We start from the raw sequence: 26,665 nt of genomic DNA, 5'->3' as shown, positions 1-26,665 counted from the left end.
TTATCTCCTATCACCGTTATTATTCTTATTTAAAGAATTTTGATTTCCACTTAATTGTGAATTTGATTTTGTTTTAGGCATCTTAGGTACACTAGGTTGAGTAGGAATATTACTTCCTCTCTGACTATATGTATTGGGGTGTTTTTGTATTTTTTCATCAGTCATTTTTATTTTTCTCCATAATAATTCTTAAAATATATATTTCTTTCTTTTTCTGATAACTCTATGTACTTTTGTATTCTTGGAAGTGAATCCCCATTTAAAAATTTATTATCTATATCATTCCATTTATTTTGTAATTTCCTATACATTTTGTTGATATCAGATTCACATATTTTTTCAATAACTATTCTATCCCAATAATCTTCAATCTCATTATACACCGTTGTCAAACCAATAATTGACTTATCTAAGTCTTTAACTCTATTAGAATAAGGTAAATATGGCTTAGCCGCTGTAATTATTTGACTCAAAGCAAGAATTATAGATATAATTTTCTTATAATCATTAAGAATAACTAATCCTGATAATGCTCCAACCGAAGTGATTGCTAAAAACACATTTATATACCTTTCTATTAGAATATTTCTATGAAGATGATGACCTAAATATATTAAATCGAACTTCTTTTGTGTCATCATTGTCCAATATTTCTCTTCCAAATCAAATCCTCTCATTCTAAAAATCAAAATCATCAGCAAATGCAATATCCATTATTACTGCATGTCTAAATATTTCAATTTCATTTTTATCATCTTTAATAATTAAATAATATTGCTTGTCCTTATCATACTTCATATTTTTAAAATTAAATCTTAATCTAAATATTCTTTTTTGCGAATCAAGTTCACGACTATCTGCAACATATGTACATTCATTAGAAATGCTTTCTCCATCCTCTGAACAAAAATATATTCTATATGTTGTGGACTTCATAGTATCAGTAACAGGTTCCGACTGTATAAAATCCATGCTTGTAATAAGATTTGTTATTTTCTGAATCATACTTACAAGTGAAATAGACACGGATTTTGTTTCCATATGTCCTTTTTCCATCTTAATATCAATAACTGGTATAAGCATCTCCTGCGGTGAAGATCCACCATGAACGTAATTTTGTCCTCCACCTGCTACTTTAAATACATTACTGCTTAGAGGATATGATATTACTTTTTGATCATCATTTCCTAAAATATATCCCAAACCTATATTGCATACTCCAGTATCATTTATCGCATCATTTGAAACGATAAATCTTCTATTAATCCATGCCTCCTTGCCATTTACTCCACTAATCTTATCACTCTCTGTTATTTTGTCTCTCTTATATATAAAACCATGATCAGCAGTTATAATGAATCTATAAGTATTCGCATTAGTTGAAATTCTATTAATTAATGTTTTTATTTCATCTACCGCTTCTCTACAAGCATTAAACACCTCGTCCTCTGTCTTAGATTCATCACCTCTAGCATCAATTTGATTATGATAAACATATACAACCTGTTTACCAGTAAATATATCTCTTAAATCTTGTTTCTTTAATGACTTTATATCATCAAACTGTACACAAGCAGACTCTGGATCATATTTCTTTAAAACCTGTGCTCTACCAGCTAAATCATTACATAATACATTATCTGCTAATACTTTATAATCATTAGTCATTTCCAGTTCACTGTGAGGAAGTAATGCTGCCATACCTAATCTTGTATAAGATGGTAATACACTCATCATCATATCTATTGACGCCTTACACTTTGGATCATCAGACATAATATCAAACAATTCCTTTCCAACCTCATACCTCATAGCATCTGAAATAATAACAACTGTCTTTTCCTTTGTATTATTAACAAAATTTCTATAAAAGTTTCGTTGTAATTTTATTACATTTAATCCATCTTTTCCACTAAAGCATTTATTCCACTTAGGTAATAATTCATTTAAGTATTCATTTGTATATATATTTTCAATCAATGATTGTAATGATTCATACTCAGTCGTATCTTCAATCATATCTAAAGAATAATAAAATCTTCTATAACAACTATCTATTATGTAATCACTTTCCTTATACTGTTCAATAATTTTATCTAAACTATCTGATACATTATAATTCACATTACTAATTATATAATATGCATTTTCAAGCATTTCATAATCATTTTTAAAGCAATCACCAAAATGCATCTTTTTTCTTACATCACATAATTCTGGTATAGATAAATCATTTAATTTAGCCCCAACATCCTCGTTTATTAATCTACCAATGATCCAACTTATTATGATTTTGTCAAAATGCTTAAACGTATCACATTTAACTAATCTTTCAGCTTCATTCTTAGAAAAGCTATTTTCTACTTTTAAACCAACAGATATTTTTTCTGAAAGACTATTATAATAATCGTGATACATAATATTATTCATTAATCCATCTAAGAACGCTATTATATTACCTTGTTTTGACGAAACAAAACTTCTCCATGGAACTGGAACTTCACCATCAATAAACCTATCTGTATATGTAATAAATAAAGTAACTATTAGTTTTTCTAATGTAGGATTATCATCTACATAACCAAATTGTTGTTCACAAAGTCTCCAAAAATCTTCTACTAAATCATACTTAGCCATTTCTTTAAGGAATTTGTTATCCTCAATTTCTCCATCAGTTAAAACAATTCTTAAAACTTCTTCAAATGAACAAATTTTAGTTTTACATATAGCACTAAGTAAACCTACAAGTATATTTTTTCTATTAAAGTTTTCTATTTCAAGGTCATAAAATCTTTGTGTTCTTTCTTTATTGGCAAAAAATTTAATATGCTTTTCTATTACATGTTTATTTTTTTCATCTATTCCTAAATCTACTGATAAAAGAGATGCTCTATCTGCATAAAAGCGCTTAGAATATAAAAGAATATCTTCTAAATGATTATCCTTAACATCAGGTTTGGAAAAAGGAGCATAAATCAAATAATTTGTTATAGTATCCTCTTTTTCCAAATAATACTTTGTATAAAACTGATTATCTTCTTTAAGATAATAAATTTTTGCATTTTCCAATTCTACTGAAGATATATCATCTTTAAAGTCTGCATTATCATCATACCAAAATATTAGTTTTCGTACCTCTCCTGTAAATTCTTGGTTTAACCTATCTATTATTTGTTTTAAATTTAATTCTACCATTTCTAATCCATCCTTATTATGTAATTCTATAAAGCTATATTTTCGTTAAATAATGCATTTATTCCCTTTTTAATTAGTTCATTGGAAATCCTAGCCTTTTTGAGACGTATCGCATATGTTAGTTCTTCGATTATCTTGGTATCCGTTAGATGGACAGCATCTAATGTGAAATCCATCTTACTATGCGCTATCCCATTTCTTATTTCTCCAACTCTATCGCATATTCCTTTCACTATTTCATCTGTATATCCTTTATAATTCCTACAAATAAATGGTTTCATAATAGTTTCACAATCCAGTATCGCTTTTTCTACATTTTGTGCATAACTATTATCTAGATTCTGTATTGTTCTTTTTATACTTGAAGCATATTTCTTTACATCTCCTGTATGAGTTTCTCGATAATTCTCAATCAAATCCACTATCTCTTGTTTTGTTGAAATATAGATTTCAGAACGTCCAAAATCTTGTCCATATATATCTCTAAACTCACGTTCAAATTCAGACATAATCATAATCATCCTTCCCGAAGAATAATGCCTACGACCATCAATAGATTTACAAATATGAGCATATCCCATTTTCCCATTCCTAATTGCCTTAAAAATATTAGCTGTTTTATTTCCTAAAACATCATACCCAATAATTCGATCTGATGCCTTTTTATTATCTTCACCATTCATTCGATTTGGAAAAACTATAGTGCCAGCATAGTCACGCTTTCCCTCTCTTTCATAAAATGTTTCTATAGCATCGATATATATATTACTTCTATAAGTTATATATTTAATAAAACATTTCAAATGATAAACAGCTATTATAATATCATCAATTCCAGTCGGTTTTGAAAAGATATAATATAAATAGCTAGTTGCATCTATTGGATTAAGAGCAGTATTATAATGAATAGTCGCATAGGCATTTAATTCTATTACTGCATTTAATCCTCTTCTCACAGAATAACTACCACACATTCTCTTTGTTTCTTCATCAGTAGTGGATACTATCATTTTTTCTATTATATTATCCTCACTAAATTTAACTTCATTTTGAAGTGCTATTTGTGGTGGAAAAAAGTAATTAATTTCTCTACCCGAAACCTTTAATCCATCAATTTTTTCCCAATCATACTCCTGTCTGCAATAATAAAACCAATCAACCTCATAACTTTTAAATCCATGATAATTAGATGGAGTATCCTTTACCGAAAATATTATTTTATAATGTTCAGAAGTTACTCCTTCTAATTTTATACTTTTTACCCATCCGTCTGGTTTTGGTTTTTTCAAATCTTCAAAAAAACGAAAAAAATCTGCCGCATCATCCCATTTTTCTTTTGTGGGCGGATATAAAACAATAGAAAAATCTTCTTCTATAAATTCAAAAGGATAATCCATATCATCGTATTTTAAGTATCCTAATAATTTTTTTGGTTTCTTTATAAACATCTCTTCTCCTCCTAATTTATCCATTTCAATAGATGTTTCTTATAATCCCAAGAAATCTCACATAAATCTCATTTTTTCCATATTGAAATTTTTTCCAAAATTATATTCATATCACACTTTCCAATATATAGTACTATTCTTTACTCATAATTTTCTTTGAATCTGAAAGAACCTCGTAAAATTTTCCATCATTTGCTGTTTGAATTTTACGATAATTAACCTTCACACCATCATCTAAATCCAACTCAATTCTTGATAATGCAAGATGACCTATCTTTTCATCATAATCTTTACATTCTTTAAGCTGCTTTTGGAGCTTTTCAATACGCTTTCTAGCCACACCTACCTCGCGATTATTAGTACTATGATTCACTACATCATGCATCCTATCAATTTCTGATTCATACACTTTCTGCATTCTATGCAAATAATCTACTCTTAAATTCCCAATTGTATCTGCATTGTATCGATGTAAATAAATCAATGCTTTAAAACCATTCTGCTTACCACTATCAAACAACCAGTAAATTGGTCTTTTACCTGATCCTGCTACTGAATATGTCATACAATGATCTTTATAGAAATCATTTACAAAATAATTTCTAATTATTTCTCTCGATGTATTACCTTTATTTGATAAAGCTGATGCAATAAAATCCAGATTCTGTTCAAGAGTATCTTCTCCATATACTTTTTTAAGCCAATCACATAATAATCCTACTATATCATCCTTAAAATACTCTTCATCCGTTATAGGGATAATACTATCATAATCAGGAATGTATGTTGTATACTTACTACTATCCCATTCTCCACCAACATAGACTAAGCCTTCAACATCTAAAGAATATCGTCCAAACATACAACCTACTGCATATGAAATAAAACTTTTAATATCACGTTCCATGTCTGCCTTATATACCGATATATCATCATCTTCGAGTGTAAAATCTATTTCATATTCTAATTTATATAATCCAATAAAGATGCTATTTAATCTTTCTTCATTTGCTTTCATTTTAACAAAACGTTTATTGCAATATTTTTTCCACATCAAATAATTCACCTTGATTGGGCAAAAATCTTCAATGTTTTCTCCACATTCTTCCCTTATACTCTCTAGTAAATCTGAATAATTCATTATAGCTTTTGTAAACTTAAAAAATGGATGATATTTAAAGTTCCATGATTTTTCGAAATCGTCCCAATCTTCCTTAGCTAATTTAATATTTTCAGCCACCAACTCGCTGACTTCTTTTTTGAAGATTTCTGGTAATACAGTTAACTTTGATAAAGAACCACCTGAAAAATCTAATGTAGGCGAAAGTATTGCCAAAAAGTTATCCGACACTTTACTGTTTAAGAATCCAATAATAGGAAACAAATCTTCTTTTTTATATGTAAAAAGCATTGATCCTTTAGAGTCAAAAATGAAACCACTTTCCGAATACCTCAAAGAAAACTTATTTGCAAGAGAACTCCACGTAGCTCCTTCTAAAAAAAAGCTATCTATATTTTTTACTGTTCTTGAATATGATTTATATAATTTTGCAGCGTATTCTTTAATTTCTTTTCCATTATTCTGCCAATTAACTAAATAATCATTATTTCCATACCATTTTCTATAAGAACCACCCTTATTATATGGAAACCATTTTTCACGACGATTGTCAGCATCAGAATGATTTTTCACTCCAAAAGCAATATTATTTAATTCCACTTCATACCAAAGTCTTAGAAACCTATCATTATCAGATGTTCCCATTCCTCCTTTTGTATATGCGTATGATGTAAGCTTATTATTATTTGCAAATATTTTAAACATATCTTTGCTTACCCAATATGCAAACGTTTTGCCAGGAATATTATCATAAGAAAACTGATTCGCTGAATATCTATCTACACCAGATAAGAATTTTTTCTCTTTTTCTCTTTCTCCATTTACATTGAGTAATCTAACATAGTTTCCACTATATCCATCAATCAAATGTTTATTAACCACAAAAGTAGTAGTTTGCACTACTTCTCCACCTATTTCATCAAAAGCTCTAGCTCCTAAATGAGCCATATTTGCAATCGTATCTCTTAAAATAATACTTCTTAATATTTCAAATGTTGCCAAAAACATCCAAGAATGTTGTGTTATCATTGCATAATATTGTTTGGCCATTTTCCCACATTTTTCAATAAATACAGAGTACAAATCATATTTACTATTAGGATATTTATTTTTAAGGAAATAAACTAATCTAGCACTCATTCCATTACCACCCATATATGGCGGATTAGTAACAACAACCTCATATTTATTCGCCATTACTTCTCCGATATCTATGAGTTCAAGAATCTTTTCCTTTGTTTCATCGATTCCTACTGCTTCAAGTGACATCTGTTGTCCACTTGTGTTATCATCCATCACAAAAAAACGTAGTAAATTCCAATCACATTTTTCTACGTTTAAGATTGAGCCATATTCCTTTGCATCAATAAATGTATCTAACAATCCTTCTAACTGTCCCTGTGCAAGATTTCTTTCTATGTCACTTAGTCCAGCTCCAAGATACTTTATCTGATTTCTATTAATTCTATTACTTTCCTTTATGGAATAAAGATAACATTTTACCTCTGATGATAGTATTCTTCTGTTATACTGTCTTGCCTTCATCATTACTGCAAAATAAGCAAGCTGATATGCTCTATCATCTATGTCTAATCCATAAAGATTATTTTCTACTATACTTTTAGCTGCATCTCTTTCTGTCCATCCTACTGATGTATATATCTGCATTAGCAAATCAAAAGCATACACAAGTATGTGTCCACTTCCCATACACGGATCTATGAAATGTATGTCTTCTGGATTTAAACTGGCATACTCTTTTCGTATACTTTTTAGCTGTTTTTTTACGTCTTCTTCCTGTTCCGCTTCATCAAGATAATATTTCCAGTTTGCTTTTATAGATGTATTTTCGAATACTTCATTTACTTCCTTGTCTGCCTTTCCAGCATTTCTTTCAAGCCAGAGTCTTCCTAAGCTGTTTTCAACCATATATCTTACAATCCAGTCTGGCGTAAATAACTGAGTTACAGCTGGGATCTCTTCTTTGGTAATTTTCCCTTTCTTTGCAAAAGCAGCATCTTTGGGTTCTGTATTATAGTACTGATATAACCAGCCTATAATTTCTACCTGTCCGCCTTTTTCTATATCAAAATCTTCTTCTGGTATCTCATTTACTAATCGAGAGATAACCCCATCCTTATCTATAATCGATAAGTTTAAAAGCAATTCTGTATAGTCTGCTGTCTTTTCAAAAAGTTCTGGCAAATATTGATTTAATGCATTACATTCTTTAATAAATAAAAACTGAAATAATTCATCTGTTTGATTATCATTTTTTAATGATATGATTCTTTCTTTTTCCTCATCAGAAAAATCTACATCCATATCGAATGGATTTGTAACCATGTCTGGTTCTGCTTTACCTGTATGAGATGAGAGCACACGAATATGTGAAGGTAAATAATCATTTACCTCCATAAACCTTATGGCTATTAATCTGTTAAACCATGTATATGCAACATTTTCAATAACATATTTATAAGCTTTTATATAATCAACTTCTTCCGCTTTTTGATTTATCTCATTAACAAGACTTTCTCTCTGTTTCATCTGATACGCATTTATTGCATATGGTTCCTTTGTACCTATATCAAAAAATGCTGTGTCATTTGTAGACTGCGGAAGTGGATTCGCTATACCTTCTTCCGTTATTCCCAAAAGTCCCGTTCTATATGTTATGTCAGATATAAGCTTATTTCTTGCCCATACCGAAAAGTTTTTTATTGCAATTTTATTCATGTGCACTTCTCCTTACATTTTTAAAACTCAACATTTACAATATCATTATCTTCCAATTCTTTAATTAAAGAATTCCTTAAATTTGATATGCATTTTTCAACATCATCTTTACTTTCAATTCTCCATGATGATGTATGCGTGATGTTTTTTATAGTCACATTTTTAGTTTTCTTAACTGGTATATCTATAACAATCTCAACCTCTGAACCACCATTAGTTTTTTTAGCTTCTTCTTCTACTTTTTTCTTCGCCAACTCAGCATCAAGATCATCCATTTCATTTAAAAGTCTCATTTTAAGTGCTTCTGCCTTATCAGCGTAACTCCTTAACACCGAAATATTATTACATTCCTTCGCACTATCTATAATCTCTATAAATAATCTTATATAAACGGGCTTCTTTTCTTCTGCATATTCTTTGTTTTCAACCACTTCCACAACACGTTCTTTAGCTTGATTAATAGCCTCTTGAACAGGTTCAGCTTCCTGAACTAATATATTATGATAAGAATTAATAAACCTTTGACGCAAATCTGGTAACTTAGGAATATCTTTATAAGGATTGTTACTCTTAACTATACTTCTCATATTAGCAACTATTTCCTCTAATTTCTTATTTACTATATACGTTTTACTATCATCATATATCTCCAACATATCTAATGCTCTAGAAAAAATAGTAGCTTGTTCGCCATCAAAAAATTTTTTTACAGGTTCATAATCATCAGCATAATCGAGAAGCTCATCCTGTTTTTTATACACTCTTGCATAAAACTCTCTAGGTTCTTTTATCTTTACAATTTCGTCTAAAAGTTTTTTACCATTCTCAATTATATTTTTCCCTGGATAAGCATACGTTGTATATTTGTATGATAACTTTTCCATCTCACGAATTCTATTATCAGCACATCTTACAAACTCTTTCATTCCATAATCTTCGTCATCATTTACAAGAGAATTTCCAAAGAGTTCTTTTGTTATTTTATGAAGTGTCTTCTTTTCATTATCTGAAACTTTTAGTCTAACTTCCATTAATAGTTTTTCAACAAATTGCTTCTTAGTAATGTAATCAAACAACTCTGATTCATTTCTATTGAGTAATGTCACTGACTCACCGTTTACTGTAAAACTCAAATCACCATTCTTAAATAAATATGCAACTAACCAATAAATATCATCCTCTACAAAACCATATGGAGCGCTCATAAATCTGTCTTTTATTGTTTTCATAGAAGTCTTCATATGGATATTTGTATTACCTTTTATGTATTGTAAAACATCATCAAGCGCATGACTATTTGAAGTCTCAACCCCAGATAAGTCTAATCCAATCTGATTTGTTTTTGTAAAAAGCTTTTTAATATGAGCTTCTGTAGCAGCAAATTCGATATAACAAAGTTTGTTATATACTGTTTGAACCACTTTTCCTAACGCTTCATTTATCCTTGATGTTTCATCCTTAGATGATAATTTTGGAATGTCACCATTTACATATATAGTCGAATCCTTTAAAGCTTCTGTTAAATAAAGCTTTGCATTTTTCCCACGATCTAACATTTCTTTACGCTTGGCATTTTTAATCTCTTCATACTTAGATACGCTATTATTTGTATTCAAACGTAAGAATCGCTCTATTTTAAGATAAACTAATAACTCATCTAAAAACGCAGCATCATTAGGAAGTAAAACTACCACTTCGTTATTTTGTCCTGATAAAAGTTTTAAAGTAGTATCATCTGTTCCACCCTCATACCATGGTGTTATTATTCTAAGGCCAAACGAATTGGCTTGATTTACTTTATAAGGTCTATCATCAACTACCTGATTAAACGCAAATGTATATCTTCCATTAAATTCAGGATATCTATATCTCTTATCTTGATATATATCTTCAAATACCATTTCTGATACTTTATTTATAACTTCACCAATTTCAACATTTATATTATTAATCTCATTACTTATTTCCTGTTCCTCATTTGTAAGGAAAATATATAACTCTCCATTTTTCTGAATAAGTGTCTGTCTCTCAAGAATCTTTAATGCTTCTTCTACATCATTTTTTAATTTAATTCTGTCATCATCAATATTACTAACCATAAGAGTTGTAATATTGTCTATAGTTGCATCAACTTCTTTAACATACTTAATCAAGAAAAGTACTTTTAATACATTTATTGCTAGAACATCATCTGTCTTTTTTTCTGGATTAATTTCACTATTATCATATGCTCGAATAATAACACTACTATGACTATGATCCAAAAAACTTTCTAACGCATCATAAAACATATAAAAAGGAACGATAGCTCCTTCTGTTTCATTCATAAGTTTAACCGCCGATTCCTTAAAAAGCGCTAACATTGAACGTTCACCTTCTGAAAGATGTTTTCCAGAAGCTCCATGCGTACGTATAGATGTCAAAACACTTGCTAACAAATCAAACTGATATGGTACAAAAGGATAAACTACTGCAAAGTTTTCAGCACTAGAATACTTTTTCTTTTCAGCTCCACCTTCTTTAAAATCAACAAGATTTTTTATAGATGTTTCATTTTGTTCATAAAGTACTCGAAGCGTCTGCGCTCCGGTTTCATTCTTTTCCAAAACTCTTTTCTTTATAACTTCATCAACATTTGCAGATGATAAAGAAATTCTTGTCGCAAAACGTCCTTGAATTTTTGAAAAATCATTACCAATAACCTTTGTAACTTTATCAATATCCTGCTGACTAGTTACTATCACCCAAGCTTTACCTTTACATTCCTTACCTAATTCTTCTCTAACTGTTTGAAGATTTAGCATAAGATTAGGATCAGCTCCTATATACTGACCAACTTCGTCTACCATAAATACAACATGATGATTGTTTCCCTTATCATCAATATATTTCTTTACTCTCTTAGCGAATTCCTCAATACTTATCTTGTATGGATCAGTTGCTTTTTCACAATACTTTCTAACTGCATCTTCACTCATAAAACCTATTTCAACAAGAGAATCCACAGCATCATCATATATGAAATCAAACATATGTCTGGATTCTTCCCATTCGCTTCCATAGTTTTCCTTAAACTTTTCCTTAAAAGCATCATACTTTCCAGCATCAATGAGTTCTTTTTCTAAATCAGCAAGGTATGGATACTTACCACATAATCCTTGCATTTCGTTAAACACTTTTAAAAACACTTCTATAATTGCATCTTTATTTTGTTTACTAGTAGCATCACTCTTTGAATCTATATTGAATAAAATTACATCCGTAGGTGTTTCTGCTGCAAGCTTCATATCTGCTAAAACCATAGCATCTGCAATCTTATTATCATCAATAAAATAGTCAATAGCTTTTTTACCATCTATAGTTTCATTAGCTAAAATATATGATAATATTTTTAAAAGATGTGATTTACCACTTCCAAAAAAGCCCGAAATCCAAACACCAACTTCATTTGTATTTCCAACAATTCCTTTTTTATATGCTTCAAAAAACTCAGCGAATCTCTTCTGAAGTTCTCTTGTTACTACATACTCTTCTAATTCTTGAGAAACCTTTGTTTCCTCGCCCTGACCAACAATAATAACACCTTGAATTTCTCTATCAATAGGTTTTACAAACATATCTTTTAATAACATACCGCACCTCCAAAACACCTATTATCACTTTACTAATCTAAACGCTCTATAATAGTTATCATCCTTTATTTCTCCAAAAAGAATTAATTCCTGTTCATTGTAAACTCCTGGGAAAAACATAACTACAGGCGATTTAACAAACGCCTGATGAAGATTATTCAACACTTTATGCGATCTTAAAATCGGATAACATTTTCCAACACCAGTCAAAAATACAACAGCATTATCTGGAGTATTCTTTTTTATGTATTCAACAATATAACTATCATCATCATTTATTTTCATTGCGTTATTAACCGCAGTTGTAATCTTTGAAATCCCTTTCTTCTCTTCAAATTGAAAACATTTTTCTAAGAAGTTATTTTCCTTCAAAAAATCAATAATAATATCATATAAATCAAATACAACTAACGTAAAATCTTCATGACCTTTACTATTTTTATTCTTAAGATAATTGATTCGTTCTCTTACTTCTAATTCCCCTTCTGGCTCATAATCAAATATCCAATAATTTACTTCGTTAGCTTTTCCTATACTTTGTCTAAAAGATGGATTCTTTATTGCTTCCTCCATCTTATCAAGCCTTTCACTTAATGTTTGCATATTACCTCCTGTAATACTATAAATTTCTATCTAACTCCTTCAAGAATCTTCACTATAACTTCGTATCCATATAATTCAAGCCAATTCTTCAAATCATAATCAAGAATAGGTCTTGTAATTTTCCTTTTTTCTGCTCTCTTTTTATTATCTATTATTCCCGCATCAGACATATACCCGATATATGTTCTTTCAAGTCTTTTTAATGTTTCATCTGTCCATTTAGCAACATTATCATCTTGAGAAGCTTTATTCTTGAAAAACACTCTTATATCTGTCTTACTAATTTCATTACTTCCAATTATTAATTTTTCTCTAAATACTTCATACATAAAATCAAAGAACAATGTATCTTGTGCCATAGTTGCAATAAGCGTAATCAACTTTTGATTTGAAATATCTGCATTACAAAACACTCCATAAATACTCTCATCCAATGACTTTATTCTTGATGTTGTTTTTGAATAAATATTTTTCGCTCGTGCTGGTGTAGCTGCTCCAAATATATTCTCTTTTTCACTCATTGACTTTATTTCATCAAAAGACTTACCATCATTAAGAAGCATTATCTCTTTTTTAAATTCCATAAACCATAATAACGATGAAACTGCTGCTGCACTGTATGTATTTCTTTTCAACTATTTTTCCTCAACTTTCTCGTTAATTACTTCCATAATGTCCCCTATATCGCAATTAAATATCTCGCATATCCTGACCAATACATCCAATGAAACAAACTCATCTCTCCCCATTTTGGCCATAGTACTCGGACTCATTCCCGTAGAGTCAATAATATCTTTTTTATTCATTTTATTATCTATGAGTTTTTTCCATAATTTGTTATAACTTATTATCATTAATTTACCTCTTTTTTCTTTGAAAAAACACTAAAAAACGACACTTATATTTTACCATAATTTGCCCTAACCTTACAATAAACAAACTACAGTTTCTTGTATTTTTTCTTTAAAAAATCGACATTCAACTTCATCAAAAAAGAGGCAAACTTTTTACAGTTCACCTCTCATATTTTATATAGCATTTGCTGCGTTCACGCTATATGTTCCTCCATACCTCATAACCCTGTCTTTTCGCCGAATCATACACTGGTTGCATGTTCTTCATAAGAATCCCAACGAACTCATCCTTCGTGTTTCCCCTGCGGTATAATTCCTGTCCTGCCCAGATCGAATGAAGGTTATCCTTATAGCATTTTTCAAATTGCATATGAACCTTTTCATTCTCATATATAAACTCATACATCATATATTGATTCTCAGCAAATGCTCCGAAAAACCTATCCCATATCGGCAGCTTGTTACTCTTTGCTGAATTAAGTGATGAATCCATTGGCATTAGATTCCATAGTTCGTCATTCATGACATATGACCATGGTATAAAGTGATCAACTTCATACTTTTTAGGGTCGACTATTTTTCCAGTGAATACATCTCTTACTTCTGTAAGCACAAGGACTTCATTCCAAAGGTTGCGGACATTTGCTAGTTTGCGCATCTTCTCGTCCATTGGCGCTAACTTATATACTAGTCCTGGAACTTCTGGATTGTTGTTCTGTAGCCATTTTATCTTTTCATACTGTATCCAGCCTAGGATTGCTACTGTATTCTCCTGGATCATGCGTCGCCATGATTCATTGAAGTAGATTTCCTTGTTTATATTGCTTGATTCTCCCAGTGTGTATGGCAGCAATACTACGTCTTTGTTTATCATTTCGATATATGCTGTCATTCGTTTTGCACTTTCCCACGGTCTGGCCTGCGTTGCATTTCTGAAGAATCCTGCAAGTGCTCTATATGGTACCATATTGGTTAATTGTACTTTATATGTTTTTAGCTCTCTTTCATGTTCTTTGATTGCGTTCTTTATTTCGACCTTTGATGCATGAGCTGCAAGGTTGCTTATTTCTGTAAGTTTTAGCACTGCTCGCTCCAGGCCGTCCCTAACCTGCCCATCCGCTTGCATTCCACTAAGATGTATATGGAATTCTCTGACTGAATACCAGGCATTTGCTATCATCTCATCTATCACATCTCCAAAAGTTGCTTCGCTTACATCTTCGGCTATTAGCTTTACTATGGCTTCCAGCCAGTAAAACTTGTAGCAATATGATGGATCTTTCATCATACTAGAGAAGCCTTCGATGTCTAGTGTGTTGTGATAATGCCCCGATAGGTTTAGTGTGAAATCGGTTTGGTTGGTTAGGTTTGTTGTGAAATCATTTTGCATGGGCGGTACCTCACTCTCCATATTATTCCGCTCCTTTTAGGATTTAAGTATATTATAGCACTTTGGGGTGGGGAAATGCACTAATTAGGTTTTGGTTTGGGGATTTACTTTTGGGTGATTTTGCGGATTTATTGGTTTGGGGATTTGTTGTTTTTGGGATTTACGGGTGGATTTGCGTTTTGGCGGATTTGCACTGCCTTTTCATCCACCACAAGTTGCTTCCCGGCAGTGCATTCGGCCATATCCTTCTTTTGCACTGCCATCCACCCACAAAAGCAAGTTGGATTTACGGGTGAATTTACGTTTTGGCGGATTTGCACTGCTCTTCCGTCCACCACAAGTTGCTTCCCAGCAGTGCATTTGGCCATATCCTTCTTTTACACTGCCCACCACCTACAAAAGCAAGTTAGATTTACGGGTGAATTTACGTTTTGGCGAATTTGCACTGCTCACAAAAAGAAGTAGAAAACTCATAATAGTTTTCTACTTCTTTCTAACTTAAATAATTTATAGAAATTTGTTTATTTCTTCTTCAGTAAAACCTAATTCTTCAATTGCCACTTCTTTTGATAAGGTTCCTTTTTTTATTGAATTAACTACTTTAACTAAAAAATTCATACGTTCTTCTGCTTTAACTTCTTCTCTAGTTTCTTCTTCCTTTTGCTTTAATTCTTCATTTATCTTTTCTTCCAGGGTCATAAGATTACCTCCTTCAGCCTTATCTTTGATATTAGCTTCTTCAACTTTTGAATCAAGAAGTCTTGTGAAATCATCATTCAACACTTCCTCTCGCATATATAATATCATATTTTTTAAACTAATATCAACTGAATCCAGCTCCATCGAAGTTAGATTTACAAATATAGTAATCTGATCATCTTGTAATATTAACTCTGGTTCTTCCAAACATGTTTTTCTAAAAGTATAAAGAGGTTTGTCCTTCTTAAACAAATCAAATCCACATATAAATATCACATAACTTTTTTCTAACTTATTATACGGAGTTCCTATTTTTGTTTTTAAGCTATCTATTTTTGAATGGTAGTATCTACTACGTTTTGGAATGTTTCCAACATTTGCTCGTTGCATCTCAACGTTATACTTTACTCCTTCTTCATCGGTAAAATAAACATCTAAAATAACGCTTTTATCAGTTAGCAGTTCTCTGATTTCTTTATGACCTTCAGGATAATTAATTTTATTTATTTCTCTACCAAGAATTCTTTCTACAATTCCCTTACATATTTCTTCATCTTGCATTATATATGCGAACATTGTATCACTTGTTATAAGTACTTTATCATCTCGTATATTTTTTATTTCCATACATTACGTTTCCTCCACTATGTTATTAATATTGTCGACATATATTTAATGTCATTATATATTTAACAAACAGCGAAGTCTATATATTTTATACACAACTTATAACCGGATTTATCCACATTATATTTTTGACACAGCATAAAAATTTTTATAGCACCCCACTCGGAGTGCTCCAATTATTCTTTAAAAATATCCAAGTCTGATTTTACCACTTTAGTATAAACATCTATCTCTTTTTCACTATAATCAAAGACTTTCAATACATCTTCTTTGGTTAATTTTCCTTCATTTATCAATTCACAAAGTTTTCGTAATGTACCAAAATACAATTTTGATCTTTCTTCTGATTCCTTATAGGCTTTTTCACATTCTTCTTCAGAAAATTCTATATTATTTTTAGCACATCTTTCTTTATATCCTTTTTCAAAATAATATCTTTTTTCCAACTCAATCTTTTCACCTAATGTCATACTCAAACCTCCTTCACACAAAGCAATTATATGACAACTTTAAATGTTTTAAAAGCCATCATCTTATAATAATGCGATTATTTCTTTATATTCGTAGAAGATGACTTTGGTGTAAATGATATATTAAGTACCATATCCATGCCATCTGCTAATCTTTGTAACAATTTTATAGACGGATTTCTTGTCCCATTTTCAATCTTACTAATTTCAGTTTGTGCAATTCCAGTTCTTTCGGATAATTCTTTTTGAGTTATCTGTTTTGAATTTCTTGCATCAACCAATGCTCTGATAATATTCATTTCAGGTTGAATTTCTTCATAAGCTTTTAAAAATTCAGGATCTTTTTTTCGCTCATCTAAATAATCATTTAACTTAATCATACTATTCACCTTCTCTCTGATTACAGTATATGAGATATATCTCATCTTGTCAATCTAATTTTCTAAACTATGAATCTCTATTTGTAGTTTTTCTAAGTACTTTATTACATCCTCAAAAACAGGATATTCTCCATATATCATATCTTGCATCGCTTTATAATCATCTCGTAACGCTTCAATAATATAATCAGCAGGAATAAGTTGTATTTCTGCTAAGGTAGCAGTTTCATAATGTGCACTTTGGGTATAATAAAACTTCTGTTTAAATACCACATCTTTTTCTAGCAATTCCTTTTTTAAAAACGCTGCATCTTTAACCCAACTATTACCCATACAATAGACATCATACAAATGTCGCGCATATCTTCTAGGTAAACTCTTTTTTCTTGGAAAATTAGCCATTTTATGTAATATAGTTAGTTTCTCCCAAAAAGATCTTTCAACATCTATTGTTAACACTTCCGTCATACTCTGCTCAAATACATTTGGGTATTCTTCAGCTACAAACGGAACTATCTCTGTAAGATGTGAAGGCATCCACTCAGCAAGTGGTCCAATCTCCAAACGTACAACAGGAACAATATAATCTGTATCATAATCCCTTGGATACAAGAAATTTACAACCATTGGATCATATTGGTCTACTTCTACCCAATTTCCTTTTCCAAGTTTTATAGACAATTCTTCATTCAAAGCTGGTACTAGACTATTTTTATAGAACTCTGCAGCATACTCATTTATCATTTTATTATACTTATCTTGTTTTGTTTTTAAACGTTCTTCCCATGGATCCGTATCTATAGTTATCTTTCTCCAATCAAATATTAGGTCAATATCTTCTGAAAATCTTTCTATTACATGATAAGATTTTGAAAGACTTGTTCCACCTTTAAAAACAAATGCATCTTTATACTTACAATCATGAAACAAATGGTCAAGCATAAAGCAAACCCAAAAATCTTTTTCAACTATTGATAGATTTAACCCCTTCTTTTCTGATGTACGAGAAAACAAAACTTCTCTATCATTTTTTTCTAATTGGATAATTTTCTTCACTATGCACAAACCTCCTTAATAGTCTGATATATCCATGAAGTCGTTGTTTTGGCTTCTTCTAGAATTTTACTTTTATCTCCATCAGACAAATTGCTAGCCAACCTCTCTATATCCTCTTTCTGTATCTTTCCTTTACCTATATACTTTATTGCTTGGATAATAGAAATAGTTAAATAGCTTCTTCCAGAAATTTCTTTATTTGCACAATGTTTAAATTCTATCTCATGTAACTCTATTTCATATTTTCTATAAGGTCCATCGCTTATATAGCACCATGAATTTGGTACTTGTGTGGACATATGCAAATAATTCAAAGCAGTTTCTCCTGCTGGAGCTATCGTCCAATTAAATTTTCTAGCCAAAGCTTCTGCAAGTTTACTTATATCAGGAGAACTATATTCATCCAATAACTTACTATAAACTGGCTTATAATATACTCCCTGCATTATTCTACGTATTACTCCCAGTTCATTAAGCCTTGATAATGCCTTATTTGTCGGGTCTGTGCCTGCTATCTCTACAAAATCAATTGTCGAAAATACATATCCATCATCAAAATTTTCTATCTTTTCTTGTATTTCTTTTTGATATTTTTCCCTCATACATCCACTCCTTTCGTCAGATATATTATACACTTTTTCTGACGAAATATCAAGTAGCATTCTTTTTTGATAAATCTATCCACACCAAAAAAGCACCCCTCACGGAGTGCTCCTTTAACTACACATACTTAATATCCACGCCACATAATGAAGCATTTCCAATAAGTATTAGATTTACGCCACTTTCACCTGTTGATTTACCATTTAAGCTAACAGCGCCCATAGTTACGTCGACTTTATTAATAACATTCCACTCTTTTGGAACATAAAGTTCAACACCTGAGCACTTACAATCTAGTGTAACAATTGCTTCACCACTAGGAATTTTTGCATTATTTAAATAAATCTCTGCTCCACCAAAATGAGCTGTCAAATCCACTCTTCTTAAATCCTCTGATTCAATATATTTTTCAAGGCCCCCAAACTTTACATTTGCTGTAACATACTGTCCGCTTTCCCTATCTATTGTCGCATAATTTGTTCTTTCGTTATTAAACTTTATTATTTTTTTATCTATGTTAATATGGTTTTTTGATTTGCCAAATATCATATTAAGTCCAATCGTTCCAAGTAATGCAGCAAATAAAACTGGCCATGGTGTCAAATCTTCAATTCCAAGCTGTTTATCCCATATGATTGAAAGGCATGCTGATGGGAATAAAATTCCACCAAAACTTAAATTCATCAAACCTTTAATTAACATTCCAGCAAATATTGCTGTCAAAATTATAGTTCCAAGTCCAATTCCTTCAAATAGTTCAGTTGAACCAAATAATATATATACTGCTGCTAATATAAATAACAATCCCCAGAATTTATTCTTCATTTTTCTACCTCTTTTCATTCATGATTTCTTTTAAATTTTTGTAATATGATCTTGATGCGTAAACTTTTTTATTTGTATTCTCGAATTCCACAAGACTAGATGCTGTAATATTTCTTGTAATTGCATATATCTTCATTGCATTTACAATAGTGGATTTTGAAATTCTGCAAAACTCACTCGGCAGAATATTCTCCAGTTCATATAGCTTGTACTTCGCTATAAAAACATCATCCTTTGTATGGGCCCTAACACCATCTGATTCTGATTCAAAGAATAAAATCTCTGAAACTTCTATGTAGAATTCTTTTTCTTGTTTATAAAGAGTCAGTTTTCTATCTTTTTTAGATACATCCGCAATCATCTTATTTAACTTACTAATAGATTCATTGACTTCTCTACATCGAATTATCACTTCATCCTCTATGCAATTTTCATCAATTTCAATAGTTATTTTCATTGCATCAACTCCTTATGCCATCATTATATTTATTATGAATCCATTTGTAAACCCAATTTCAGTATCAGGTAAATATTTTAATGTAAGAGGTATATTTTATAATTTATAATTATGTTTTCATACAAAAAAGCAGATTTGTATTGGCAAATGTCAATTCAAATCTGCTATCTTTATTATACATTAATTGTTATCATATATATCTTCAGTAAATGTTAAGCTTCCTCTATATCCTGCGTATGTTCTATTAAAAATAAGTCTTTCACTCATAGGGAATGCGCCTAATATAAACTGTATGTCTTTTTCTAGAGCTATTTCTCTTTCATTACTACTACCAACTAGAAGAGTAATCTCTTCCTCTTCTTCCCTAATAGCCTTATTTATTTCATATTGATCAGTAATAAATAATACCTTAGGTGGTTTAGCATACTCTAAATTCTGGATTTCATTTATAATTCTTTCCTTATCTTCTTTTCTAAAAATAGGTTCAGAAATAATAACAAGTACTGGTGAAAAGCTGTAATCATTTGCTAAATATCTTGTAAATCCAACTGCATTATTTGCATCTGCAACAACAGCGAATCTCTTCCAACTAACCACACCAATAGCCTGTGCAAGGTAATTATAAACATATCTTTCTTCATCAGCTATTACAGCATCAACTAATTTGCTATCTAGGTTAAGAGCATTTGCTACTTCTCTTACGAATCTTGTTGTATCAGTAGCACCTACTGGCAAACCTGGGAATCTAATTGATTTAACACCAAATTTCTGTTCAAACTTTTTAGCAGGTCCTTTAAATAGCCATGGGTTAATTATGATATTAAGTGCTGCTGCTGAAGATTTCTTTATATCTTCAATTCCCTGTCCCTTAGTGAAAAAAGTATTAACCTTAAGGCCAAGTCTTGAAAGAATTCGGTCAATCTCTTCTAATGTTCCACTCCAAAATGGATCATGATAGGGAATAATTCCGAATATATTTACCAACTTTTCATCCTTAGGTGCTTCTTCTATAACCTGATCTATAAATGTATTCCAAACTGTTTCATAACCTAAGTTACTATCTCCAGCGAATCCCGGAGTATCAATAGGATAAACAGGAATACCTTTTTGAGCAAATTCATTCGTTACACTAACTATATCATCACCTATTATACCTGCTGTACAACCTGTTAATACAAAATACGCATCTGCATCTATAATATCAACAGAACCTTGAATAGTTGTTCTAAGTTTATTAACGCCTCCAAAAACTACTTCTTTTTCAAGCATATTACTAGATGGTATCGAAACGCTACTAACAAAGCATGAAGATTTATGTCCTGACTGACCTTGATCTGCTGCCGTAGTTTGCATACAGCATCCTGGTCCAGAGTGTAATATAGGACAAACCTTATCTATAGCACCAAGTACAGAATTAATGCCCGCAAGCACACATCCACCCTTAGGATTTTCCATAATTTCTGACATCTTAGTTTCCTCCTTCAGTAATATACTTAAATGCATTTTCCTTATACCAAGAATCCTTATAAGGAAGTTTTACATGTTCAGCAAGTTTTTTATTAAATCCAGGATTTTCTAACTGGTCTGCAATTTTATTACCTAAGAATAACAAACCATCATATCCCATTGTTGGTCTCTTTCCATCAAGAACATGAGTTGTTGGAACACCAAGTTTAGCAGCCCATTCAGGCACACCGATAAAAGCATCTGGTTTTAATTTATTAACCAAATTAACCTGTTCAAATGGTTGCATATTTGCTATATCTACAATAAAATCCTTATGAATTCCGTTAAGATATTCAATATCAATCTGAGCATCATCATCATATGTTGGTGTTTCAAGTCCCACAAGTTCCATACCAAAGTCATCAATTAAAGCAGCTGCAGCGAATGACCTTCCAGTTCCGCCACATATGAAAACTCTCTTGCCCTGAAGTCTTTCTCTTATTCTTGCAACAAGAGGTTCTATTCTTTCATGCTCCTTGCTTATAATCTCTTCAACTTCCTTTTCCTTGCCAATCACTTTGGCAATTCCTCTATACCACTTATCCGTATTTCTAATACCAATAGGCATAACAGTATGTGAATATGGAATATCATAATCTTCCCATAAAGTCTTCATAAACTCATCAGCAAATACTTTACAAATTGATGTTGAAGCCTCTGCTGCAGGAATCTTCTTTATCTTCTCAAGTGAACTATAAAATGGAATATAATTAACCTCTGCTCCAAGTAAAGATAACATTCTTTCCATTTCTTTTTGGTCAGCATAACTAATTGTTGTTGGAGCGAACAAGTTAACAAGACCTTTTTGCTTTTCAACTTTTTCTTTCTTTAAAATATATTTATTAATTGAAATAAATGCTGCATCAAATCCTGATGCACAAATCTTTGACTTAAATCCTTCACAATGAATTGGAATAATTAATGTATCAGGATATTCTCCTTGTAAATCCTGACAAATTGCATCTATATCATCACCAATAATACCTGATGCACATGATGCATATACGAAAGCAAGTTTTGGATTATATCTTTCTACCGCCTTTTTAACAGCTTCACGAAGTTTACTTTCTCCACCAAACACAACACTTTTCTGATCAATATTTGTTACGATAAGTCTTGGATTTTTAATATTCTTAACACCTCTATGAATCTGTCCAACACGGTACATATCAACAGCCATAATTGAGCATCCAACACAACCTTGTGGTGAATGTGATATAAAAACAGAATCCTCTAATGACATTAGAGCTGCCATACTATTAATCTGCTGACACTGAAGTCCCTGTGCAAAACTCCTATCTGCTCTTTTTAAACAGCCTTTTCTAAACTTTTCTTCTACTTCCTTACCTGTTGTACCTAAATCATTTATTCTACCCGGTCTGCTTTCACGCACACCTGAATATGTAACAGATGCCATATCATACCTCTTTCTAATAAACATAGAAAAACCAGAGGTTTTATACCTCTAGTTTACCCGTTCATTGCATAAAACATTATAATTAATATAACATCTTAAGCATTTAAACTCTAATTCATATTCTTTATTGTACGTTATAATACATTTTTATATACCAAATTTATCTAATACTCAATTTTACAATTTGGGAATTTTTCCTTTAAATACCTAATAACTTCATCACTTGGTTTTGTACTATACTCAACAACTTCTAATTCGTTAAAATTTTTATAATTCTTTATATCATTCAATTCACTTTCAGGATAATAATCATCTAGAACTAATTTTTTTATATCAGGATAATCTTTACTAATTGTCGAAAATGGTATTACAACTTTTTTATTTATATTAATCGAACTATATATACTGTATACTTCATTATCTGGTTTAATTCTTATTGAAAACATAGTTCTATGTGCATGGGTATAGTATACGCAAACATCATAATCAACATAATTCTTATTACCACATACTATTTTCTTACATTTTTTAGCAATATCTTTTATAATTTTATGTGTATCTTTTGTTTCAATTAAATGTTTAAAACATATACATACTTCTTTATCATCATCCACCACATATATTTTATCAAAGTCCACATCAAAAAAATGATTAATATTTCCTATAATAATTTTCTTTTCTAATGAATTATATCTAAGCATCCAATATGAAAATAGTAATAATATTATTATGCAAATAACGATATATCTTTTTCGTTTCTTATTCATTATCATACTCCAATAAACAATTTGGAAATTTTTCTTTTATATAATTAATAACTTCATCACTTGGTTTTTTACTAAAACTTACTTTTTCTAAATTTGTAAATTTTTTATAATTATTCACATCGCAATATTCATCGTATATGGTATACATATCATCTAAACGCAATATTTTTACATCTGAATAATATTGGCTGATATATGAAAAAGCCATACGTTTTCGATATCTATTAATTGCAAAATATACTTCCTCTGTATGTCCTTGTGAGTCTTTTATAACAACAAACTCAGGTCTCGAAGCTTTTGTAATTCTAAACTTCATTTTATAGTCTTTATATTTATCTCTTTTAAAAATAATATTAAAACTGTTATTAACCAATTTTTTTACAATTTTATTCTCTTTTCCTCTTCCTTCTAATCTTTTAAAAGTTACCTCTATCACATGTTCCTTTTCATTCACATAAACTGAACCAAAATCTATTTCTACAAAATGATTGATATTTGCTAGAATTATTTTTCGTTCTAAGGAACTATAACTAATTATTTTTAGTAAAACAACTGATAAAATTATCAACAAAACTATTGATATTTTTTTCTTCATATCAAACACCCATGCTATTTAAAACTCTGTTCCACAAATTAAAATTCAATTTCGCATTGTGGTACTTGTTCTCTTAAATACTTTATTATTTCGTCACTTGGTTTTTTTACAAATTGTATTTTTTCCAAATTTTCAAACTCATTATAATTATCTATTTTACAGCATTCTTCACTATTCGAAGAAATATAATTATCAATTCTAATCACCCTAACATTTGGATGATTTCGTATAATTTTATTAAATGCATCAATATCACGATTACTCATAGGCGTAATATCCAAATATTCCGCCTCCATATTTTCATCAAATGTAACAGCGTATTCTATACATGACGATTTAATAACTTTTAGTATAACTTTGTAACCATCGTAAGATTTCTTTTTTTGTATTGTTTTTATACAATTATTTTCTATATCTTTAATAATTTTATACCTTTCTTTTTTTACAGCATACTCTTTAAATTCTATATTTATTATTTTTGTTTTTTTATTTATATTTGCCTGTTCTACTTTAGCATAAAACAAATGATTAATGTTACCTAAAATAAGCCTACGTTCCAAAGAATTATATCTATTAAAAATAAAACATCCAATCAACAAAAATATAATTAATAACAATCCTATTTTTTTTCTCATTTTTTCACCTTATCCTAATATATATATAAAATATTACTTAAAGTTGTATTTAACAGTCCATTCCCTTCAACAAATGAACAATATTCATCAAAATCAATATAACATTTTACTCCCCACGTTGATATTTGTAAAAATGTTTTATTGCAAATTCTATCTTCTACAAGTCCAGTTACAGTAACATAATGACTATTAGTTTCGAAATATTTATCATACTGCAAAGGAAAATGTAACATAGTTTCATCATTAGGTATATACATCTTTAATTTTTTCTTTGAATCTCCTATAGCCAAACACACCGGAATATCTTCATCCAACATTTTAATTATTGACTTTTTTAAATTAGAAAAAGTCACCCCCCACTTAGCTCTTAACTCTATAGAGTAGGCTTTAAAATATGCATTAACACAATTTTGCATAGATAATCCGTTAACACCTAACCATCTTACTGTTCCAATAACATTTCTATCCATTTCTTCTACATATTTCATATAATCAGGCTTATCTATTATTAATCCCGATGAATTCTCTGTAGCTATTCTTGTAAAAGTACTTGCTTTATCTGGATTTTTTATTGTCATATAAAGAATAATATCACATGCAGATATTAATCCACAGCCATAACGATTTATAATATACTCTGGAGTTAATACATACGAATCATCAAAAAAATCTTGATTCCCTCCAAAATATATTTTTTCAGTATCACCATTTTTTTCCAAAATATTTATATAATCTTTTCCCCATCTATGTTTTATAACATCACTATATAACGGAGATGAATTGTACTCATCTCTCTCAACTTTATCTTCATATCCATCATCATCTGTATCTTTTTTACATGGATTTGATTTCATTGAAAAATAATAACCTTTTATTCTATCGTCAGCCTCATAACTTCCATACTCTGTTATATCATTACATACAGGCATAGGATTTATTTCTTCTCCATCTTCTATCCCATCTCCATCTGTATCTGATTTCGTAGGATCACAGCCATACAAAATACTTCCATTCTGTAATCTAATACCTGCCGCTTCTACTGCATCATATAAGCCATCATGATCATTATCCGTCTTATCAAAATCATCTCCGAAGCCAAGGACGGAATATATATTTATCAATTCTTCTGCCTCATATGCCTTATAAAAATCACCATTACAATACTCTGCGATTTCCTTTAATAATTCATCTCCTGCTTCTTCTCCCAATCCAACTGTATCTATTTCTATTCCTTTAGCATTTGCTGAATCAAGAATCTTTTTACTATAGGCTGCTTCTCCATCTGATAATAAAATAATTCTGTTATTACCACTAAAGGTTTCTGTATTAAATATTTCTATTGATGCAGATAAAGCATTATTGAAACTTGTATTTCCTCCATCTTTAAGTTCCTGCATAGCATCTAACAAGGTATCCTTATCATTTGTCATTTCTGTCTTTTTATATGCCTTATCATTAAAAAATACTATGGCTGCCTTATCCATATCACCCATATTTTCAACAAATCCAGTTATAGCCTTAATTCTATTACATGTTTTATCACGAGTCGTGACATATTCATCCAATGGAATAAGTCCGTATTTATATCCCGAATCAATCCAATCTTTTAAAAGCATACTACCTGAACAATCTACAGTTAAAACTGTA

Annotated in this window: 23 protein-coding genes; all 23 read right to left on the bottom strand. The window is 30.4% G+C overall.

Going from position 1 to position 26,665, the window contains the following annotated elements:
• Positions 1-165, bottom strand: coding sequence for a hypothetical protein (locus tag B5D16_RS12485; RefSeq protein ID WP_159444361.1), 165 nt, complete (start codon positions 163-165; stop codon positions 1-3).
• Between the two features lie 2 nt (positions 166-167).
• Positions 168-695 (bottom strand): hypothetical protein, encoded by a 528-nt coding sequence (locus B5D16_RS09965; RefSeq protein WP_078766841.1) that lies wholly within the window; start codon positions 693-695, stop codon positions 168-170.
• Complete coding sequence (gene pglZ, locus B5D16_RS09960; RefSeq protein ID WP_078766840.1) at positions 679-3,195, bottom strand: BREX-1 system phosphatase PglZ type A; 2,517 nt, start codon at positions 3,193-3,195, stop codon at positions 679-681. The genes B5D16_RS09965 and pglZ overlap by 17 nt, the downstream gene beginning before the upstream one ends.
• Positions 3,196-3,221: 26 nt before the next feature.
• Positions 3,222-4,667 (bottom strand): hypothetical protein, encoded by a 1,446-nt coding sequence (locus B5D16_RS09955; RefSeq protein ID WP_159444360.1) that lies wholly within the window; start codon positions 4,665-4,667, stop codon positions 3,222-3,224.
• 109 nt (positions 4,668-4,776) lie between these two features.
• Positions 4,777-8,502 (bottom strand): BREX-1 system adenine-specific DNA-methyltransferase PglX, encoded by a 3,726-nt coding sequence (gene pglX / locus B5D16_RS09950; protein ID WP_078766838.1) that lies wholly within the window; start codon positions 8,500-8,502, stop codon positions 4,777-4,779.
• A gap of 20 nt (positions 8,503-8,522) precedes the next feature.
• Positions 8,523-12,134: a BREX system P-loop protein BrxC gene (gene brxC / locus B5D16_RS09945; RefSeq protein ID WP_078766837.1), complete on the bottom strand. Its 3,612-nt coding sequence runs from the start codon at positions 12,132-12,134 to the stop codon at positions 8,523-8,525.
• Between the two features lie 24 nt (positions 12,135-12,158).
• A complete protein-coding gene (locus B5D16_RS09940) occupies positions 12,159-12,737 on the bottom strand; it encodes a DUF1788 domain-containing protein (RefSeq protein WP_078766836.1) in 579 nt (192 codons plus the stop codon).
• Between the two features lie 26 nt (positions 12,738-12,763).
• A complete protein-coding gene (locus B5D16_RS09935) occupies positions 12,764-13,372 on the bottom strand; it encodes a DUF1819 family protein (RefSeq protein WP_078766835.1) in 609 nt (202 codons plus the stop codon).
• Complete coding sequence (locus tag B5D16_RS09930) at positions 13,373-13,591, bottom strand: helix-turn-helix domain-containing protein (RefSeq protein ID WP_078766834.1); 219 nt, start codon at positions 13,589-13,591, stop codon at positions 13,373-13,375. It lies immediately after the preceding gene.
• Between the two features lie 199 nt (positions 13,592-13,790).
• Positions 13,791-15,002, bottom strand: coding sequence for an HNH endonuclease domain-containing protein (locus B5D16_RS12580; RefSeq protein ID WP_242943034.1), 1,212 nt, complete (start codon positions 15,000-15,002; stop codon positions 13,791-13,793).
• A 486-nt stretch (positions 15,003-15,488) separates the two neighbouring features.
• Complete coding sequence (locus B5D16_RS09915; RefSeq protein WP_078766832.1) at positions 15,489-16,307, bottom strand: Rpn family recombination-promoting nuclease/putative transposase; 819 nt, start codon at positions 16,305-16,307, stop codon at positions 15,489-15,491.
• A 176-nt stretch (positions 16,308-16,483) separates the two neighbouring features.
• A complete protein-coding gene (locus B5D16_RS09910; protein WP_078766831.1) occupies positions 16,484-16,777 on the bottom strand; it encodes a hypothetical protein in 294 nt (97 codons plus the stop codon).
• Between the two features lie 77 nt (positions 16,778-16,854).
• A complete protein-coding gene (locus B5D16_RS09905; protein ID WP_078766830.1) occupies positions 16,855-17,157 on the bottom strand; it encodes a helix-turn-helix domain-containing protein in 303 nt (100 codons plus the stop codon).
• A gap of 54 nt (positions 17,158-17,211) precedes the next feature.
• Complete coding sequence (locus tag B5D16_RS09900) at positions 17,212-18,213, bottom strand: nucleotidyl transferase AbiEii/AbiGii toxin family protein (RefSeq protein WP_078766829.1); 1,002 nt, start codon at positions 18,211-18,213, stop codon at positions 17,212-17,214.
• Complete coding sequence (locus B5D16_RS09895; RefSeq protein ID WP_078766828.1) at positions 18,213-18,815, bottom strand: DUF6088 family protein; 603 nt, start codon at positions 18,813-18,815, stop codon at positions 18,213-18,215. The genes B5D16_RS09900 and B5D16_RS09895 overlap by 1 nt, the downstream gene beginning before the upstream one ends.
• A gap of 118 nt (positions 18,816-18,933) precedes the next feature.
• On the bottom strand, positions 18,934-19,641 hold the full coding sequence (locus B5D16_RS09890; protein ID WP_078766827.1) for a LiaF transmembrane domain-containing protein: 708 nt from the start codon (positions 19,639-19,641) through the stop codon (positions 18,934-18,936).
• 4 nt (positions 19,642-19,645) lie between these two features.
• On the bottom strand, positions 19,646-20,098 hold the full coding sequence (locus tag B5D16_RS09885; protein ID WP_078766826.1) for a LytTR family DNA-binding domain-containing protein: 453 nt from the start codon (positions 20,096-20,098) through the stop codon (positions 19,646-19,648).
• A 180-nt stretch (positions 20,099-20,278) separates the two neighbouring features.
• Positions 20,279-21,565 carry a nitrogenase component 1 gene (locus B5D16_RS09880; RefSeq protein ID WP_078766825.1) on the bottom strand — a complete coding sequence of 429 codons (1,287 nt, stop codon included), beginning with the start codon at positions 21,563-21,565 and terminating at the stop codon, positions 20,279-20,281.
• Between the two features lies 1 nt (position 21,566).
• Positions 21,567-23,045, bottom strand: a complete 1,479-nt coding sequence (locus B5D16_RS09875; protein ID WP_242943033.1) for a nitrogenase component 1 — start codon at positions 23,043-23,045, stop codon at positions 21,567-21,569.
• A 140-nt stretch (positions 23,046-23,185) separates the two neighbouring features.
• Positions 23,186-23,788, bottom strand: a complete 603-nt coding sequence (locus B5D16_RS09870) for a hypothetical protein (RefSeq protein WP_078766823.1) — start codon at positions 23,786-23,788, stop codon at positions 23,186-23,188.
• Positions 23,781-24,383, bottom strand: coding sequence for a hypothetical protein (locus B5D16_RS09865; protein WP_078766822.1), 603 nt, complete (start codon positions 24,381-24,383; stop codon positions 23,781-23,783). Before B5D16_RS09865 ends, B5D16_RS09870 begins: the two co-directional genes overlap by 8 nt.
• 38 nt (positions 24,384-24,421) lie before the next feature.
• The gene (locus tag B5D16_RS09860) at positions 24,422-25,018 is read right to left on the bottom strand and encodes a hypothetical protein (protein ID WP_078766821.1); all 597 of its coding nucleotides are present in this window, start codon (positions 25,016-25,018) and stop codon (positions 24,422-24,424) included.
• A 14-nt stretch (positions 25,019-25,032) separates the two neighbouring features.
• Positions 25,033-26,665, bottom strand: a 1,633-nt coding sequence (locus tag B5D16_RS09855) for a vWA domain-containing protein (RefSeq protein ID WP_143405100.1), incomplete at its 5' end; no start/stop codon positions are given.

Origin of the sequence: Eubacterium uniforme (genome assembly GCF_900167115.1) — a bacterium.
Lineage (GTDB): Bacteria > Bacillota > Clostridia > Lachnospirales > Lachnospiraceae > Eubacterium_S > Eubacterium_S uniforme.
The sequence above is the reverse complement of the archived record's forward strand: the minus strand, read 5'-3'. Positions and strand labels throughout refer to the sequence as shown.

Excerpts from the sequence above, each read along its gene's own strand:
- B5D16_RS09860 (WP_078766821.1), bottom strand. The coding sequence starts at position 25,018 with ATGAGAAAAAAAATAGGATTGTTATTAATTATATTTTTGTTGATTGGA.
- B5D16_RS12485 (WP_159444361.1), bottom strand. The coding sequence starts at position 165 with ATGACTGATGAAAAAATACAAAAACACCCCAATACATATAGTCAGAGA.
- B5D16_RS12580 (WP_242943034.1), bottom strand. The coding sequence starts at position 15,002 with ATGGAGAGTGAGGTACCGCCCATGCAAAATGATTTCACAACAAACCTA.
- pglZ (WP_078766840.1), bottom strand. The coding sequence starts at position 3,195 with ATGGTAGAATTAAATTTAAAACAAATAATAGATAGGTTAAACCAAGAA.
- B5D16_RS09885 (WP_078766826.1), bottom strand. The coding sequence starts at position 20,098 with ATGAAAATAACTATTGAAATTGATGAAAATTGCATAGAGGATGAAGTG.
- B5D16_RS09930 (WP_078766834.1), bottom strand. The coding sequence starts at position 13,591 with ATGATAATAAGTTATAACAAATTATGGAAAAAACTCATAGATAATAAA.
- B5D16_RS09870 (WP_078766823.1), bottom strand. The coding sequence starts at position 23,788 with ATGAATAAGAAACGAAAAAGATATATCGTTATTTGCATAATAATATTA.
- B5D16_RS09910 (WP_078766831.1), bottom strand. The coding sequence starts at position 16,777 with ATGACATTAGGTGAAAAGATTGAGTTGGAAAAAAGATATTATTTTGAA.
- B5D16_RS09865 (WP_078766822.1), bottom strand. The coding sequence starts at position 24,383 with ATGAAGAAAAAAATATCAATAGTTTTGTTGATAATTTTATCAGTTGTT.
- brxC (WP_078766837.1), bottom strand. The coding sequence starts at position 12,134 with ATGTTATTAAAAGATATGTTTGTAAAACCTATTGATAGAGAAATTCAA.
- B5D16_RS09915 (WP_078766832.1), bottom strand. The coding sequence starts at position 16,307 with ATGGAAATAAAAAATATACGAGATGATAAAGTACTTATAACAAGTGAT.
- B5D16_RS09890 (WP_078766827.1), bottom strand. The coding sequence starts at position 19,641 with ATGAAGAATAAATTCTGGGGATTGTTATTTATATTAGCAGCAGTATAT.
- B5D16_RS09875 (WP_242943033.1), bottom strand. The coding sequence starts at position 23,045 with ATGTTTATTAGAAAGAGGTATGATATGGCATCTGTTACATATTCAGGT.
- B5D16_RS09955 (WP_159444360.1), bottom strand. The coding sequence starts at position 4,667 with ATGGATAAATTAGGAGGAGAAGAGATGTTTATAAAGAAACCAAAAAAA.
- pglX (WP_078766838.1), bottom strand. The coding sequence starts at position 8,502 with ATGAATAAAATTGCAATAAAAAACTTTTCGGTATGGGCAAGAAATAAG.
- B5D16_RS09895 (WP_078766828.1), bottom strand. The coding sequence starts at position 18,815 with ATGAGGGAAAAATATCAAAAAGAAATACAAGAAAAGATAGAAAATTTT.
- B5D16_RS09880 (WP_078766825.1), bottom strand. The coding sequence starts at position 21,565 with ATGTCAGAAATTATGGAAAATCCTAAGGGTGGATGTGTGCTTGCGGGC.
- B5D16_RS09965 (WP_078766841.1), bottom strand. The coding sequence starts at position 695 with ATGATTTTGATTTTTAGAATGAGAGGATTTGATTTGGAAGAGAAATAT.
- B5D16_RS09940 (WP_078766836.1), bottom strand. The coding sequence starts at position 12,737 with ATGCAAACATTAAGTGAAAGGCTTGATAAGATGGAGGAAGCAATAAAG.
- B5D16_RS09905 (WP_078766830.1), bottom strand. The coding sequence starts at position 17,157 with ATGATTAAGTTAAATGATTATTTAGATGAGCGAAAAAAAGATCCTGAA.